The sequence below is a fragment of the Rhizobium sp. CSW-27 genome, from assembly GCF_018760785.1.
In the GTDB taxonomy this organism is placed as follows: Bacteria; Pseudomonadota; Alphaproteobacteria; order Rhizobiales; family Rhizobiaceae; genus Neorhizobium.
Window position 1 is genome coordinate 16,460 of sequence record NZ_JAHHZO010000011.1, and the last position, 15,304, is coordinate 31,763.

Below are 15,304 nucleotides of genomic sequence, written 5' to 3' on the forward strand. Positions count from 1 at the left end.
ACGGATCCGGTCGCGCGCCCTAGAAAGGATTGCGATTGTCTGGCCCTGCCGGACGCCCCGTCAACAGCCCCGGTGTCCGCCTTGTCCAATCGCCCTCCCCTTCCGTTTCTCGCGCTTCTTGTCATGCTGGCGCTCGTTTCAAGCTGTGCCAGCCGCGCGGAAGGCGTGCTGATCCCGATCTCGGTCGACAATCCCGCCACCTCCAAGGTCAATGTGCTGGTCGCCACCACCCGCAAGGAATCCGAGGTGCCGGGCATGCTCTATTCGGGCGAGCGCGGCCAGAAGGCGGAGATGACGGCGATCACCGTGTCCATCCCGCCGGACAGGAGCCGCAAGATCGGCCAGGTGCAGTGGCCGCGGCGGCTGCCGCCCGACCCGGCCACGGAATTCGCCACGACCAGGGTGGAGCCGTTCAACCGTGGCGAGGCAAGGGCCTGGCTGCGGAGCCACCTGCCGCCCAGCGGCCGCGTGCTGGTCTTCGTGCATGGCTTCAACAACCAGTACGAGGATGCCGTCTACCGTTTTGCGCAGATCGTGCATGACAGCGGCGCGGATGTGGCGCCGGTGCTGTTCACCTGGCCCTCGCGCGGCAGCATCTTTGCCTATAATTACGACAAGGAAAGCACAAACTATTCCCGTCATGCGCTGGAGGAACTGTTGCGCGATCTCTCCAGGGACGGGCGCGTGCGGGAAATCACCGTGATGGCGCATTCCATGGGCTCCTGGCTGACGGTGGAGGCGCTGCGGCAGATGGCGATCCGCGACGGACGCGTTGCCCCCAAGATCCGCAATGTCATCCTTGCCTCGCCCGATCTCGACGTCGATGTGTTCGGCCAGCAGATGGCGGAAATCGGCCGGCCGCGACCGGATTTCACCCTGTTCGTCTCGCAGGATGATCGTGCGCTCAACCTGTCGCGCCGCATTTCCGGCAATGTGGATCGCCTGGGCCAGGTGGACCCGCGGATCGAGCCCTACCGCTCCGAATTCGAGAAGGCGGGTATCACGGTGCTGGACCTGACGGCCTTGCAGGGCGGTGACCCGCTCAACCACGGAAAATTCGCCGAAAGCCCCTATGTGGTGCGCCTGCTCGGCAACCGGCTGATTGCCGGCCAGACGGTGACGGATTCGCCGGTCGGGCTTGGCGAAAGCATCGGCGCGCTGGCCGTCGGCACGGCCCAGACGGTGGGCAGCGCGGCAAGCGTTGCCGTCAGCGCCCCCATCGCCGTCTTCGATCCGCGCACGCGGCGCACCTATACCGAACAGGTGGATCGCTTCGGCCAGGCGCTCGGCGGCACCATTCAGACGGCCGTCGGACAGTAGAGCGAACCGTCTGCGCCCTGACCGTGCTTGATTTGACACGGAAAGCGAATAGGTTCCTCTCACCCACTGATGACCCTTGAGGAGTGCCATGCAGGCGATCGTCGAACAGCTGAAATCCACCGCCGCCGCCACCCATGCGACGGATATCCGCGCCGCCTTTGCCGCCGACAGTGGCCGTTTCGACAAATTCAGCGCCCGGTTTGACGACCTGCTGATGGACTATTCGAAATGCGCCGTGAACGATGAGATCATGGCCCTGCTCGAAAGCCTGTTCGTCGAGGGCGGCGTCGCGGAAAAGCGCGAAGAAATGTTCTCCGGCAAGGCGATCAACTTTACGGAAAACCGCGCCGTGCTGCACACCGCGCTGCGCAACCGTTCCAATGTGCCGGTGCTGGTGGACGGCAAGGATGTGATGCCGGATGTGAATGCGGTGCTTTCAGCCATGGGCGCCTTTGCCGAGGGCATCCGCTCCGGCGCGCTGAAGGGCGCCACCGGCAAGGCGATCACCGATGTCGTCAATATCGGCATCGGCGGTTCGGATCTCGGCCCGGTCATGGCAACGCTGGCGCTTTCCCCCTTCCATGACGGCCCGCGCGCGCATTTCGTCTCGAATGTCGATGGCGCCCATATTGCCGATACGCTGAAGCTCTTGAACGCCGAAACGACGCTGTTCATCGTCGCATCCAAGACCTTCACCACGATCGAGACGATGACGAATGCAGCCTCCGCCCGCGCCTTCATCGCCGATGCACTCGGCGAAAGCGCCGTGAAGCATCATTTCGCGGCCGTATCCACCGCGCTCGACAAGGTTGCCGCCTTCGGCATCGACAGCGAACGGATTTTTGGCTTCTGGGACTGGGTCGGTGGCCGTTACTCCATCTGGTCGGCCATCGGCCTGCCACTGATGCTGGCAATCGGCCCAAAGAATTTCGAGGATTTCCTCGCCGGCGCCCATGCCATGGACACGCATTTCCGCGAGGCCCCGGTGCGCCAGAACCTGCCGGCGCTGCTCGGCCTTCTCGGCTATTATCACCGCAACGTGCTGAACTATCCCTCGCGCGCCATCCTGCCCTATGACCAGCGCCTGTCGCGCTTCCCGGCCTATCTGCAGCAGCTGGACATGGAATCGAACGGCAAGGGTGTCACCATTGACGGCACGCCGGTCGAGGGACAGTCGGGCCCGGTCGTCTGGGGCGAGCCTGGCACCAATGGTCAGCACGCCTTCTACCAGCTGATCCACCAGGGCACGAGCATCATCCCGGCCGAATTCATGGTGGCCGCCAGAGGCTTCGAACCGCATCTGCGCCACCAGCACGAACTGCTGATCGCCAATTGCCTTGCCCAGTCGGCAGCCCTGATGAAGGGCCGCACGCTGGAGGAAGCCAAGGCACAGCTTCTGAAATCGGGCATGGACGAGAAGAAGGCCGATCACATTGCCCCACACCGCGTCTTCACCGGCAACCGCCCGTCGCTGACCTTCGTCTACGACCAGCTGACGCCGTTTGCGCTGGGACGCCTGATCGCGCTCTACGAGCACCGCGTCTTCGTCGAAGGCGTGCTCTTCCGCATCAACTCCTTCGACCAGTGGGGCGTGGAGCTGGGCAAGGAACTGGCGACCGGCCTTCTGCCGGTGGTGCAGGGCAAAACCGGAACCGACGGCCAGGATGCCTCGACCGCAGGGCTGGTCAAGGCGCTGATCGGCTGAGACCGGACGATGGCCCTCACCGGTCCCAGCAAGACGGCACGGGGAGCCGCCGGCTATCGTGCCGCGCACCAGACGGTCGACGGAGCAACCGTGTTCCGCGACCCCTTCGCTCGTCTCATTCTGGAGCCGGATGCACTGGCGGAAGCGGATCAACGGGCGCGCGATCCCGCATCGCGCGGCATGCGGTTGTTCATGGCCGCACGAAGCCGCTTCGCCGAGGACTGCCTTGCCGCAGCCGTTGCGGAGGGCCTGCGGCAGGTGGTGGTGCTGGGTGCCGGTCTGGACACCTTCGGCCTGCGCAATCCCTATCGCGAAGTTGGCCTCAGGGTCTTTGAGGTGGATCAGCCATCGACCCAGGACTGGAAGCGAGCGCGGCTGTCTGCGGCAAGATTGCGCGAACCGGTGGAACTGGTGTGGGTGCCAGTCGATTTCGAGCGGGACGATTTCTCAAAAAGACTGCAGGACAGCGGCTTCCTCCCGGATCGTCCCGCCTTCTACATCTGGCTCGGCGTCACGCCCTACCTGCAGCGTGAAACGGTTTTCGCGCTGCTGCGGCAGGTGGCGCGTGCGCCGCAATCGAGCATCGTCTTCGATTATTCGGAGCCGATCGACAATTATCCGGCGGAACGGCGGCAGGCGATGGCTGCGATGGCGGACCGCGTGGCTCTGGCGGGCGAGCCCTGGATCACGCTGCTCGATCCGTACGAGATCCACGCAGCCCTCACCGCGATGGGTTACGCCACCATCGAGGATTTGGGACCGGGCGATATCGCCGCCCGATATTATGGTCCCGAGCATGCGCAAAACCGCGGCGGCACCGGCCCGCATCTCGTTCATGCACGCATCAGGGCCGTTTAGCGCTTCATTCGGCCGGCGCGGCGATGACAACCTTGCGCTCCACGCTTCCCGCGGAGATTGACGGGGTTCGCCGCGCTTCGCTCCGCCATCTTTTCCCTCGCCGGGCGTTCACGACACTGTGTGCAGCGCAAGAATGCGCTGCTCTCTTTTTTTGCACCTGCACCATTTCCGGATGCTTGACGGAGCCATCAGACAGGCGCAAGAGCAGCAACGAAAGGCCGCTTTTCGGATGAAGCCGGACGGCCTTTCAAACAAGGGAGCTGGCGTATCGTTCCGGAAATGGTTTCCGCCACGGCCGTCGGCAGATGAAAGCTTATGGACAGTTCCAGTCGATCTAGAACCTCTGTCATTCGGCCCGCGACCGGCTGAGCTTTCCGCTCATCCGCCGGTCTTTGGTGACCGGGAAAGGATGAGCCGCAATGCATGCTCTCAATCTGAAACTATTGCCTGTTTTTCCATCCAATGCGCGTGCCACCGCCACGTTGCAGGCGATGCGTCCGCGATCGCAGTCCCCGCGCACAAACCCACCTTTGCCTTACGTCCGGGCCAGTATTGCGGCCACGTGACGATCTGAGTTCACGCCAGGCCCAGGGCTAGAACCTCACCCTTTTTTATCATTTCCGATTTTCGGAGCGTTCCCATGCTCTTTCCGAAACACGCACCCCTTGCGCTGCGCCGCTCTGTCCTGCCGACCCTTTGGGATGTCGTCGCACTGCTTCTGGTGATCGGCCTCATCGTGGCCATTGCCTATGGGGCAGAAGCCACAAACGAGCCGCTTTCCGCACTCGATGCCGCCCCCCTGTCGCTCGATCCGTCTCACCTGCCGCTTTATGCGCTGCGCACCATGCTGCGCATGCTGGCGGCCATCGTCTTTTCGCTGATCTTCACCTTCATTTACGCAACCCTTGCCGCGCGCAGCCGCCGGGCGGAAATGGTGCTGGTCCCCGTTCTGGACATTCTCCAATCAGTACCGATCCTCGGCTTCCTGACCTTTACCGTCACCTTCTTCATGAACCTGTTTCCAGGCAGGGTCCTGGGCGCGGAACTGGCCAGTGTCTTTGCCATCTTCACCAGTCAGGCCTGGAACATGACCTTCAGCATGTACCAGTCGATGCGCAACCAGCCCAAGGATCTGGAAGAGGCCAGCGCCAGTTTTCACCTGAGCGACTGGCAGCGCTTCTGGCGTCTGGACGTGCCCTTTGCCATGCCGGGTCTGGTGTGGAATGCCATGATGTCAATGTCCGGCGGCTGGTTCTTCGTCGTGGCCTCCGAAGCCATTACGGTGGGCGATACGACGGTGACGCTGCCGGGCGTCGGTTCCTATGTGGCGCTCGCCATCAAGGAGCAGAACATCGCGGCCATTGGCTATGCCATCACCGCCATGCTGGCCGTGATTATCCTTTACGACCAGTTGCTGTTCCGCCCCCTGGTCGCCTGGGCCGACAAATTCCGTTTCGAGACCACCGCCTCCACCGAGCAGCCGACCTCGTGGATGCTGGACCTGATGCGCCGTTCGCGGATCATCGCCATGCTGACTGCGCCGCTGGCCTGGCTTGGGCGGCAGGTCTGGTCGCTTCGCCTGCCTGAATTTCGCCCGAAGGCGCAAAAGGCCGTCACCCGTGCGGTGCAGTCGCGGCTTTTCGACTGGCTCTGGCTGGCGATGATCCTGGCTGCCGGCCTCTATGCGGCCATTCAGAGCATCGGCTATCTGCGGGATACGATCGGCTGGGGGGATGTAACGACCGCCGTGCTATACGGCTTCATCACCCTTGCCCGCGTGGTGGTGCTGATGGCGATTGCGACGGCCGTCTGGGTGCCGGTCGGTGTGTGGATCGGGCTTCGCCCGGCCATTGCCGAAAAGGTACAGCCGCTGGCGCAGTTTCTGGCAGCCTTTCCGGCCAATCTCGCCTTTCCGGTCTTCGTCGTGGTCATCGTCCGCTACGATCTCAACGAGCATATCTGGCTGAGCCCGCTGATGATCCTCGGCACGCAGTGGTACATTCTCTTCAACGTCATCGCAGGCGCATCCGCCTATCCGAGCGAGTTGAAGGAAGCTGCCCGCAGCTTCGGCATCAAGGGCTGGCGCTGGTGGGCGAAGGTCATCCTGCCCGGCATTTTTCCCTACTACGTCACCGGCGCGATTACGGCGTCCGGCGGCTCGTGGAATGCCAGCATCGTGGCCGAAGTGGCCAGTTGGGGCAATGAGCAGCTCTCCACCCCCGGCCTCGGCTCCTACATCGCCGATGCGACCACGAAGGGCGATTTCCAGCGCGTCGTGCTCGGCATCATCGTCATGTGCGCCTTCGTCACGCTCTTCAACCGGCTGGTCTGGCGACCTCTCTACACGCTCGGCGAAAGACGCCTGAGACTGTAACCGCCGACCGGCACGTCCATCCATTTGCCGCTTTATTTCTGACCGGAGGGTCATTCCATGCTCGATATCACCAACAAGGCTCCGCTCATCGACATTCAACAGGCCTGCCGGTCCTTTCCCAAGGGCAGCGGCCATGATGTGATGGTGCTGGAAAATGTCGATCTCACCATTCGCGAAGGCGAGATCGTCGGCCTGCTCGGCCGCTCAGGCTCCGGCAAGTCCACGCTGCTGCGCATTATCGCAGGTTTGATCGCGCCCTCTTCCGGCAGGGCGTTGTGCCGGGGCGAAGCCATTGACGGGCCGCCGCAGGGCGTTGCCATGGTATTCCAGTCCTTCGCCCTCTTTCCCTGGCTGACGGTTCTGCAAAATGTGGAACTGGGCCTCGAAGCCCAGGGCGTAGAGCGCGGGGAGCGCCGCAAGCGGGCTGAAGCGGCCATCGACCTGATCGGCCTCGGCGGTTTCGAAAGCGCCTATCCGAAGGAGCTTTCCGGCGGCATGCGCCAGCGTGTCGGCTTTGCCCGCGCGCTTGTCGTCCATCCGGACCTGATGCTGATGGACGAGCCCTTTTCCGCGCTCGACGTTCTGACGGCGGAAACGCTGCGCACCGACATGATCGACCTGTGGATGGAAGGTCGGCTGCCGATCAAATCCGTGTTGATCGTCACCCACAACATCGAGGAAGCGGTGCTGATGTGCGACCGCATCCTGGTGTTTTCCTCCAATCCGGGCCGCGTGGCCTCGGAAATCAAGGTGGACCTGCCACATCCGCGCAACCGTCTCGATCCCATGTTCCGCCAGCTCGTCGACAGCATTTATGCCCGCATGACCGAGCGCCCGGAACCGAGAGTGCCGAGTGTCGAAGGTATTCCGGGCACGGGGGTCGGCATGATCCTGGAGCCGGTTTCTACCAATGTCATGGCCGGTCTGCTGGAGGCTCTGGCGCGCGAGCCCTATCACGGCCGCGCCGACTTGCCGGTGCTGGCGGGGGTCCTGCAGCTGGAGGCGGACGAATTGTTCCATCTGGCCGAAGCCCTGCAATTGCTGCGCTTTGCCCAGTTGAGCGAAGGCGATGTGGTGCTGACGGACGAGGGACGGCGCTTTGCCGATCTGGACACGGAAAGCCGCAAGCAGCTGTTTGCCAGCCATCTCATGGCCTATGTGCCGCTGGTGGCCCTTATGCGCCGCGTCCTGGAGGAACGCCCGTCCCACACGGCGCCGGCAGCGCGCTTCCTGACCGAGCTTGAGGACCATATGTCGGAAAACTATGCGGAGGACACGCTGAAGACCGTCATTTCCTGGGGACGCTATGCCGAGCTGTTCGCCTATGACGAGCATGCCGAAATGTTCAGCCTGGAATAGAGACCAAAGGAAAGGGGCCGGACCGGCCCCTTTCCTATAAATGCCTGTTGCCTCGTTGAGCCGAAGAGGCTGCAACGTCACTCGGCCGGCGCGGCCACCGGATCGAGCGCGTCGATGCCTTCCTGACGGTCATAGGCCGTCTGGTCGAGTATCCCCTGGCGCTTGGCGACCAGCGTCGGCACGAGTGCCTGGCCGGCGACGTTGACGGCGGTGCGGCCCATGTCGAGGATCGGATCGACGGCGAGCAGCAGGCCGACGCCCTGAAGCGGCAGGCCGAGGGTGGAGAGCGTGAGCGTCAGCATCACGGTGGCACCCGTCAGACCCGCCGTTGCCGCCGAACCGATGACAGAGACGAAGACGATCAGGAAATATTCCTGGATACCGAGCGGCACGCCGTAGAACTGCGCGACGAAAATCGCCGAGATCGCCGGATAGATGGCAGCACAGCCATCCATCTTGGTGGTGGCACCGAGCGGCACGGCAAAGGCGGCATATTCGCGCGGCACGCCGAGATTGCGCTCCGTCACCTGCTCGGTCACCGGCAGCGTGCCGATCGAGGAGCGCGAGACGAAGGCAAGCTGGATGGCCGGCCATGCGGAGGCGAAGAAGCGGGCCGGATTCAACCCGTGTGCCAGAAGCAGCAGCGGGTAGACGACGAAAAGCACGATGGCGAGGCCGATATAGATCGCGCCGGAGAACCAGCCGAGCGAAGCAAGCGCTTCCCAGCCATAAACGGCAACCGCATTGCCGAGCAGTCCGATGGTGCCGATCGGCGTCAGGCGGATGACCCACCAGAGGATCTTGCGGGTGATGGCAAGCAGCGAGCGGTTGAAGGCGAGGAAGGGTTCCGCCTTCTCGCCCACCTGCAGCGCGGCAATACCGACCGCGATGGAGACCACCAGGATCTGCAACACGTTGAAGTTCAGGGCGGTGGTTGCGCCGGTTGCCGTCACCTTCGTCGAGGCCTGCAGGCCGAGCAGGTTGACCGGCACGAGACCCTTCAGGAAATCGAGCCAGGAGCCGGTGCTGGACGGGGCTGCGGCTGCCGTCTCGGCAAGGCCGGTGTTGAGGCCCGGCTGGATGAGAAGGCCGAGCGTGATGCCGATCGAAACCGCAATCAGCGCCGTGATGGCGAACCAGAGCAGCGTCTGCCAGACGAGGCGGGCGGCATTGTTGAGTTCGCGCAGATTGGCGATGCTGGCGACGATCGCGGTGAAGATCAAAAGCGGCACCAGCGCGCGCAGCAACTGCACGAAGATCGAGCCGACGGTCGACAACGTCTGGACGAGCCAGTTCGGTCCTGCACCGGTCGGCCCGATCTGGCGGGCGACGTAACCGAGCACGAGGCCGATCACCATGGCGGCCAGAACCTGGAAACCGAACGAAGCGAAAACGGGCTTTTCAGCCCTGGCGGGAGAGGAAGACATGATGATGTGTCCTTAGGAAGGGCGAGAGGAAGGCGACGGATCGCGCTCTCTTGAGACTGATGAAATTATGGGCTTCCTGCCCGAATTATCAACGGCAACCATTCCACCACAGGCACGGGGAGAGGAAATTTATTGCGGCGCCGGGTCGGCAAATACAGAAATGCCGGAGCAGACACCGCCACGGCATGATGCAATCCTTGGCAATCCAGCGAAACGAGAATGCCGGACTGCGAAACACGGCCGATGGTTGATGGAGAAGCAGGTATGATATACTTTATCCTGTACGTATATCGTCGGAGAGCGCCATGCAGATCGCAAAATGGGGCAACAGCCTTGCGGTTCGCCTTCCAGCAAGCGTGGTCGAAGCGCTTAACCTGAAGGAAGGTGATCATGTCGAACTTCGCGCCGCCGACTGGCGCGAGCTCGATGTTGCGCGCAAGCCCACTCCCCAAGATCTTCTTGAGCGTCTACGGTCCTTCCGCGGTCGATTGCCCCCCGATTTCAAGTTCGACCGGGATGAGGCAAATGGGCGGTAGGTTCGTCGATACGAACGTGCTGCTTTATCTAGCCTCCGGCGATGCGCGGAAAGCCGATCTGGCAGAGGCCATAGTTGCCCAAGGCGGCACGATCAGCGTTCAGATCCTCAACGAAATCGCCAATGTCCTTCGCCGGAAGATGCAGATGTCATGGTCCGACACGCGTCTGTTTCTCGACATGATCCAGGCATTGCTGACAGTCGAGCCGGTGACGGCGGCGACCCACGCGAAGGGCTTGGCCGTGTCCGAGCGTTACGGGCTGTCCATCTATGATGCGATGGTCGTCGCAGCAGCCCTTATCGCTGACTGCGACACCTTGGTATCCGAAGACATACGCGATGGCCTCGTCATTGATGATCGCCTGCGCATCGTCAATCCCTTCGGTCAATCATGAAACGCAGCGGGGAGAGGCAAGGCGAGACCGCCTCCTTTCTCCCCGACTTCCTCAGAGCCCGATCTCGTGCGCAAACGGCGGATTGGCGCCGGCGCGCGAGACGGTGACGGCAGCCGCCTTTGCACCCAGCGCAAGCGCATCCTTGACCGCCTGTTCGGAAAGGTCTGCAACCTTCTGCTTGGTCAGCAGGTTCTGACGCTTCAGCGAGGCGAGAATGCCCGCATCAAACGTGTCGCCGGCGCCGACCGTATCCACCACGGTGACGCGCTCGGCAGGCACCACGGCCTTGAAGCCGGCCGTGTAGCCGACAGCGCCTTCGGCGCCGCGGGTGATGACGACGAGCTTTGCCCCCTGCCCCAGCCAGTATTTCGCCAGCGTGTCATGGTCGCCGTCCATACCGAACCATTCCAGGTCCTCGTCCGAGAACTTGATGATGTCGGACATGGCGGCCATGCGGGCGACGCGGCCGTGATGCTTTTCGCGGTCCTTGATGAAGCCCGGGCGGATGTTCGGATCGAAGGAAATGACGCGGCTTCGATATTCGCGCGCCATCAGCGTCTCGTAGGTTTCGCCGCAGGGTTCGGGAATGAGGCTGATCGCACCGAAATGCATGGCCTCGATTTCCGGCCCAAGCTCCGGAAGATCCTCGCGCGACAGCATGCGACCGGCCGTGCCCTCGTCATAGAAGGCATAGCTCGCCTGGCCGTTGACCAGCTTGACGAAGGCGATCGTTGTGGGCCGCGAGGAGGTGGCGCAGAAGCGGTAGTCGACATGGCTCTCTTTCAACGTCTGGCGCAGAATGTCGCCCATCATGTCGTCGGAGAGGCCGGTGAAGAAGCCGGTCGGCTGGCCGAGGCGGCCGAGCGCGATCGCCGTGTTGAAGATGGCACCGCCGGCATAGGGCGCAAAGCCGTTTTCCCCGCGCGTGGTTTCACGCGGCAGCATGTCGATGAGGGCCTCTCCACAGCACAAGATCATTGTCGTCCTCCAAAAGCCGAGCCGGTGTTCAATCGATTAAATCAGCCTGATGAAAAAGGCCAGCCTCAGCTGGCCGGCAATTCGCTGACGCCGCCATGACGGGCAGACCAGGCGAGTGGCGCATCGAGAAAACTCTCGACTTCCGCAAGCGTTGCCTCGTCGAACAGCTTGTCCGCCTTGGCGACCGCCAGAACCTCGCGCCAGGTGGCGATGTAATGCAGCTTGACCTTGCCATTGGCGAAGCGCGCTTCGGCTTCCGGGAAAAAGCCATAGTAGAAGAGTGCGATGGCGTGATCGACGACGCCGCCGGCGGCGCGCACCGCATCGATGAAGGTGAACATGCTGCCGCCCACCGTCGTCAGGTCCTCGATCACCAGAACGCGCGAGCCTTCCGGCATGTGGCCCTCGATCTGGGCGGCGCGGCCATGGCCCTTCGGCTTCTTGCGCACATAGATCATCGGCAGGGCCAGACGATCTGCCAGCAGCGCTGCAAAGGGAATGCCCGCCGTCTCGCCGCCGGCCACGCAATCGAATTTTTCGAAGCCGGCCTCACGTGTCACGACCGAGGCGGCAAAATCCATGAGGGCGGAGCGGATGCGCGGGAAGGAGAGGAGCTTGCGGCAATCGATATAGACCGGGCTCGCCATGCCGGAGGCAAGCTTGTAGGGCTCTTGCGGCCGGAAGTGCACCGCGCCGATTTCCCACAGCATCCGTGCCATCAGTTCCGCCATCACGGGGCGTTCGGGATAAGTCAGAGTGACCATGCGCGTCTCCTTCCAGTCGTCTGCCTGCGGCAATAGCAGCAACATCTGCGCGAGACCAGAAGGACGAGACGGAATGACCGGGCTGAGGCTGCATTTTTCGCGGGGGGGCGCCGCCATGGACGTGCGCTCAGGCGGTGGTGCGCGTGGCCACCGTGGCCGGCGCTTCGGGACCGGCCACCAGGATGCGGTTGCGGCCATTGCGCTTGGCCTCGTAGAGGGCGCTGTCGGCGATGCTCAGTATGCCGTCGAAATTGCGGCCCGCCGGCAGGCCGTAGGCGATGCCGGCGCTGACGGTGACCCGGAAGGAAAGGCCCGCCGCCTGCATGTCACGCTCGGCAAAATTGCGGCGGATACGCTCGGCAAGCCATTCGGCATAGCCGGGCGCCGCCGTCATCAAGACGGCGGCAAATTCCTCGCCGCCCAGCCGGGCCGCGGTGCTGACACCGACCGCATCCTTCAGCTCGTCGGCCAGCGCGCAGATCACCCGGTCTCCTGCCGCGTGGCCATACTGGTCGTTCACGGCCTTGAAGCGATCGATATCGAAGACGATCACCGCCATTTCATGCGAAAAGGTGTCGCGCTCGTGCCGCTCGAACAGGGCGCGGCGATTGTAGAGGCCGGTCAGCGCATCGGTCATCGCTTCGCGGCGATGACGCGCGGTAATGCGCCCCTGATGCACCATCAGCGACAGCGCGCCCACACCCGTCATGCCGGCAATGCTGAGCCCGGTATTGAGGTCTTCGGCCCAGTTGGTCGGTGCATGGCCGATCACCCACTGGCCGTTGACGGCAAGAACGAGGGCACAGAGCACGAAGGACACGCCGGTCAGTCCGTAGAGAAGCCCCATGCCGGTCAGCGCGCCGGGCGATTCCCGCCGCGCCTTGTAATATTCACCGGCCGTGCCGAACAGCATGAGCGCGGAAAAGATGTTGAGGGCGATAAAGCCAATTCCGTCATAGGTCGTCAGCATCAACGGCACGGTCAGCAGCAAAGAGGGAGCGGCAGCCCACATCGCATGCGACACCGGCGACTGACCGGTGCGAAACTGGTAGGCGGCGCTGTAGATGATGGCAAAGCCGATCAGCACCAGCGCGAAACAGAGCGCCCCCACCCCGGCGGAGGGGCTTTCGGTATAATAGCTGTAGGCGAAGATGCCGGGCACCAGAAAGCCCATGCCGACCACCCAGGTCAGCAGGAAACCGTCACCACGCCTGGCGAACCATGTGCCGAACAGGGTCAGCAGCAGACAAAGCGCCGATACGCCCAGCGATATGACCAGCGTCCTATAATCAAGCATCATGCCCGCCCAGACCTAACGTCCCAGCCAACACCTCTTATAGACGAAGTGTAAAGACTTCTTCCACTCTTCGGTTCCGGGAGCTTGCCGTCAAGCCGTAAATTCGGCTAGCGAACCTGCCAGAAAAGCGGGAACATCGGGTCAAATACGGTGATCGGACCGGCATCCGTGTCGCGCTTGGCCGGATAGGAAACGGGCTCCGCCTGCCGCTCCAGCACCATGATCTCCTCACTGGCGGCCAGTCCGTACCAGGCCGGGCCGTTCAGGGAGGCAAAGGCTTCCAGTCTCTCCAGCGCATTCTCTTCTTCGAATACGTGGGCAAGGCAGCTCATGGTGTTGATCGATGTATAGATGCCGGCGCAACCGCAGGCGCATTCCTTCAGCGGGTCCACATGCGGAGCGGAATCCGTGCCGAGGAAGAAGCGCGGATCGCCGGAGGTTGCGGCCTTGCGCAGCGCCTGGCGGTGATGCTCGCGCTTGGCGACCGGCAGGCAGTAGTAATGCGGCCGGATGCCCCCGACGAGAATGGCGTTGCGGTTGATGATCAGGTGATGGGTGGTGATGGTGCCGGCGAGATTGCGGTCGGCGGCCAGGATGTAATCCACCCCGTCCTTGGTGGTCACATGCTCCATGGTCACCTTCAGCTCCGGCAAGCGGCGGCGGATCACCTCGAGCTTCTCCTCGATGAACACGGCCTCGCGGTCGAAGATATCCACCTCTGGGGTCGTCACCTCGCCATGCACGCAGAGCGGCAGGCCGATCTTCGCCATGCGCTCCAGCACCGGCATGGCCTTGTCGAGATCGCGCACGCCGCCATGCGAATTGGTGGTGGCTCCGGCCGGATAGAGCTTCACGGCGGCAATGAGGCCGCTCTTCCTGCCCTCTTCCACATCGTCCGGATCGGTATGTTCCGTGAGGTAGAGCGTCATCAGCGGCTCGAAACGGTCGCCCTGCGGAACGGCTGCAAGGATCCGGTCGCGATAGGCACGGGCATCATCGGTCGTCACCACCGGCGGCACGAGGTTCGGCATGATGATGGCACGACCGAAGTGCCGGCTGGTATCGCCGATCACGGCCTGCAGCACCGCGCCGTCGCGCAGGTGCAGGTGCCAGTCATCCGGGCGGCGGAGGCTGAGGGTCTTCATGGGCGCTGTTCCGATGTTTCGTTGTTGGGTTACGCCATAGCACCGCAGGGCAAAGATCGACAACCGAGCAGGCCTCTCTTTTTCGCCGGCTCTGCCGCCGCGCCGCATGGTTTGCCCGATCATCTCGTCGTGAACGTCGCGCCCCTGCGGAACCGGTTGGGCAATGCCGCGTTCGTTAAGCAATCATTAAGATCAGGACCGGAGACAACAATGAAAAGCCGCGCTTCCAGGATCAGCAGCATGTCTCGCCTCTGCGCCGGCACCGCGCTCGTGCTGGGGGTTCTCACCGTGGCGCCGGATGCGCGCGAACGGGCAAAGCATGTCGTGGCCAACACCATGCAGGAGGCCTGCGATCGAATGGCCGGCAGCCCTTACGACCAGAACCGCAACCTCGCCTATGCGCCGGTCGGCCTGGAGGACATTGCTCCGGACGCCGTCAGCGCCTGCACGCTTGCCTTCGAAGCAAGCGGCAATCCCCGCTTCGCCTTCCAGCTTGGCCGCGCCCTGAACCGCACCGATGCGGCGGACCAGGCCATGGCGGCCTATGAAACCGCCGCGAAGGCCGATTACGCCGCCGCCAAGGTCAATCTGGGCATGCTGCTCGGCCGCATCGGCGACAGCGATCGGGAATTCGAGATGTATCGCCAGGCAGCACTCGCCGGCAATGTGCTGGCCTCCTACAATCTCGGCGTCGCCTATCGCGACGGCATCGGTACCGGGCGCGACGGCGCACAGGCCATGCACTGGTTCGAGACGGCAGCACTCGCCGGCGACAGCACGGCCGCCTTCAACATCGGCGCGATGTATGACGAGGGCGAACTGGTCGCCGAGGATAACCAGATGGCCATTGCCTGGTACGATCTCGCCGCCAAGCGCGGCAATGCCGATGCCATGATCAATCTCGGCCTGATGTATGAGGCAGGCGAAGGCATCCGCCCCAACCGGGAAGCCGCCGCCGAACTCTACGCGCAGGCTGCAGCCGAAGGCGACACCTTCGGCGCGCTGAAGCTGCAGGAAATGCAGCAGGCAGGCGTCAGGCTGCCGGACGAACATCCGGCACCGGAAGTGGCCACCAGCGGCGGCCTCGACATGCTGGTGCTGCAGCCGGATGACATCCAGCTGCCTTCCGGCCTGATCGAGATCTGAT

The 15,304-nt window shown here is 63.2% G+C and carries 13 protein-coding genes; 8 read left to right on the forward strand and 5 right to left on the reverse strand.

Going from position 1 to position 15,304, the window contains the following annotated elements; genetic code table 11:
• The first annotated feature begins 123 nt into the window (after positions 1–123).
• From KLP42_RS19310 to KLP42_RS19330, 5 genes are all read left to right on the forward strand, one after another.
• Positions 124–1,320 carry an alpha/beta hydrolase gene (locus KLP42_RS19310; RefSeq protein WP_215568739.1) on the forward strand — a complete coding sequence of 399 codons (1,197 nt, stop codon included), beginning with the start codon at positions 124–126 and terminating at the stop codon, positions 1,318–1,320.
• An 88-nt stretch (positions 1,321–1,408) separates the two neighbouring features.
• Positions 1,409–3,025, forward strand: coding sequence for a glucose-6-phosphate isomerase (gene pgi / locus KLP42_RS19315; protein ID WP_215568591.1), 1,617 nt, complete (start codon positions 1,409–1,411; stop codon positions 3,023–3,025).
• A 9-nt stretch (positions 3,026–3,034) separates the two neighbouring features.
• Positions 3,035–3,883, forward strand: coding sequence for a class I SAM-dependent methyltransferase (locus tag KLP42_RS19320; RefSeq protein ID WP_215568592.1), 849 nt, complete (start codon positions 3,035–3,037; stop codon positions 3,881–3,883).
• Positions 3,884–4,523: 640 nt separating this feature from the next.
• Positions 4,524–6,257, forward strand: a complete 1,734-nt coding sequence (locus KLP42_RS19325) for an ABC transporter permease (RefSeq protein ID WP_215568593.1) — start codon at positions 4,524–4,526, stop codon at positions 6,255–6,257.
• 57 nt (positions 6,258–6,314) lie between these two features.
• Positions 6,315–7,616 carry an ABC transporter ATP-binding protein gene (locus KLP42_RS19330; protein WP_215568594.1) on the forward strand — a complete coding sequence of 434 codons (1,302 nt, stop codon included), beginning with the start codon at positions 6,315–6,317 and terminating at the stop codon, positions 7,614–7,616.
• Positions 7,617–7,693: 77 nt separating this feature from the next.
• Here KLP42_RS19330 and KLP42_RS19335 read toward each other — a convergent pair whose 3' ends face one another.
• The gene (locus KLP42_RS19335; RefSeq protein ID WP_215568595.1) at positions 7,694–9,043 is read right to left on the reverse strand and encodes a dicarboxylate/amino acid:cation symporter; all 1,350 of its coding nucleotides are present in this window, start codon (positions 9,041–9,043) and stop codon (positions 7,694–7,696) included.
• 305 nt (positions 9,044–9,348) lie between these two features.
• On the opposite strand from KLP42_RS19335, the gene KLP42_RS19340 reads away from it, so the two are divergent.
• Both KLP42_RS19340 and KLP42_RS19345 read left to right on the forward strand, forming a co-directional pair.
• Complete coding sequence (locus KLP42_RS19340) at positions 9,349–9,579, forward strand: AbrB/MazE/SpoVT family DNA-binding domain-containing protein (protein ID WP_215568596.1); 231 nt, start codon at positions 9,349–9,351, stop codon at positions 9,577–9,579.
• Positions 9,569–9,973: a PIN domain-containing protein gene (locus KLP42_RS19345; protein WP_215568597.1), complete on the forward strand. Its 405-nt coding sequence runs from the start codon at positions 9,569–9,571 to the stop codon at positions 9,971–9,973. Before KLP42_RS19340 ends, KLP42_RS19345 begins: the two co-directional genes overlap by 11 nt.
• Positions 9,974–10,024: 51 nt before the next feature.
• Here KLP42_RS19345 and KLP42_RS19350 read toward each other — a convergent pair whose 3' ends face one another.
• The 4 genes from KLP42_RS19350 to pyrC all read right to left on the reverse strand — a co-directional run bounded on the left by KLP42_RS19350 (position 10,025) and on the right by pyrC (position 14,157).
• On the reverse strand, positions 10,025–10,951 hold the full coding sequence (locus KLP42_RS19350; RefSeq protein WP_215568598.1) for a carbohydrate kinase family protein: 927 nt from the start codon (positions 10,949–10,951) through the stop codon (positions 10,025–10,027).
• A 65-nt stretch (positions 10,952–11,016) separates the two neighbouring features.
• Entirely contained in the window at positions 11,017–11,715 is a 699-nt protein-coding gene (locus KLP42_RS19355) for an orotate phosphoribosyltransferase (protein ID WP_215568599.1), read from the reverse strand.
• A 127-nt stretch (positions 11,716–11,842) separates the two neighbouring features.
• Positions 11,843–13,015, reverse strand: coding sequence for a GGDEF domain-containing protein (locus tag KLP42_RS19360; protein ID WP_215568600.1), 1,173 nt, complete (start codon positions 13,013–13,015; stop codon positions 11,843–11,845).
• A 104-nt stretch (positions 13,016–13,119) separates the two neighbouring features.
• A complete protein-coding gene (gene pyrC, locus KLP42_RS19365) occupies positions 13,120–14,157 on the reverse strand; it encodes a dihydroorotase (protein WP_215568601.1) in 1,038 nt (345 codons plus the stop codon).
• A gap of 240 nt (positions 14,158–14,397) precedes the next feature.
• Between pyrC and KLP42_RS19370 the strand changes: the two genes are divergently transcribed.
• Positions 14,398–15,303 (forward strand): tetratricopeptide repeat protein, encoded by a 906-nt coding sequence (locus tag KLP42_RS19370; RefSeq protein ID WP_215568602.1) that lies wholly within the window; start codon positions 14,398–14,400, stop codon positions 15,301–15,303.
• Position 15,304: the final 1 nt, after the last annotated feature.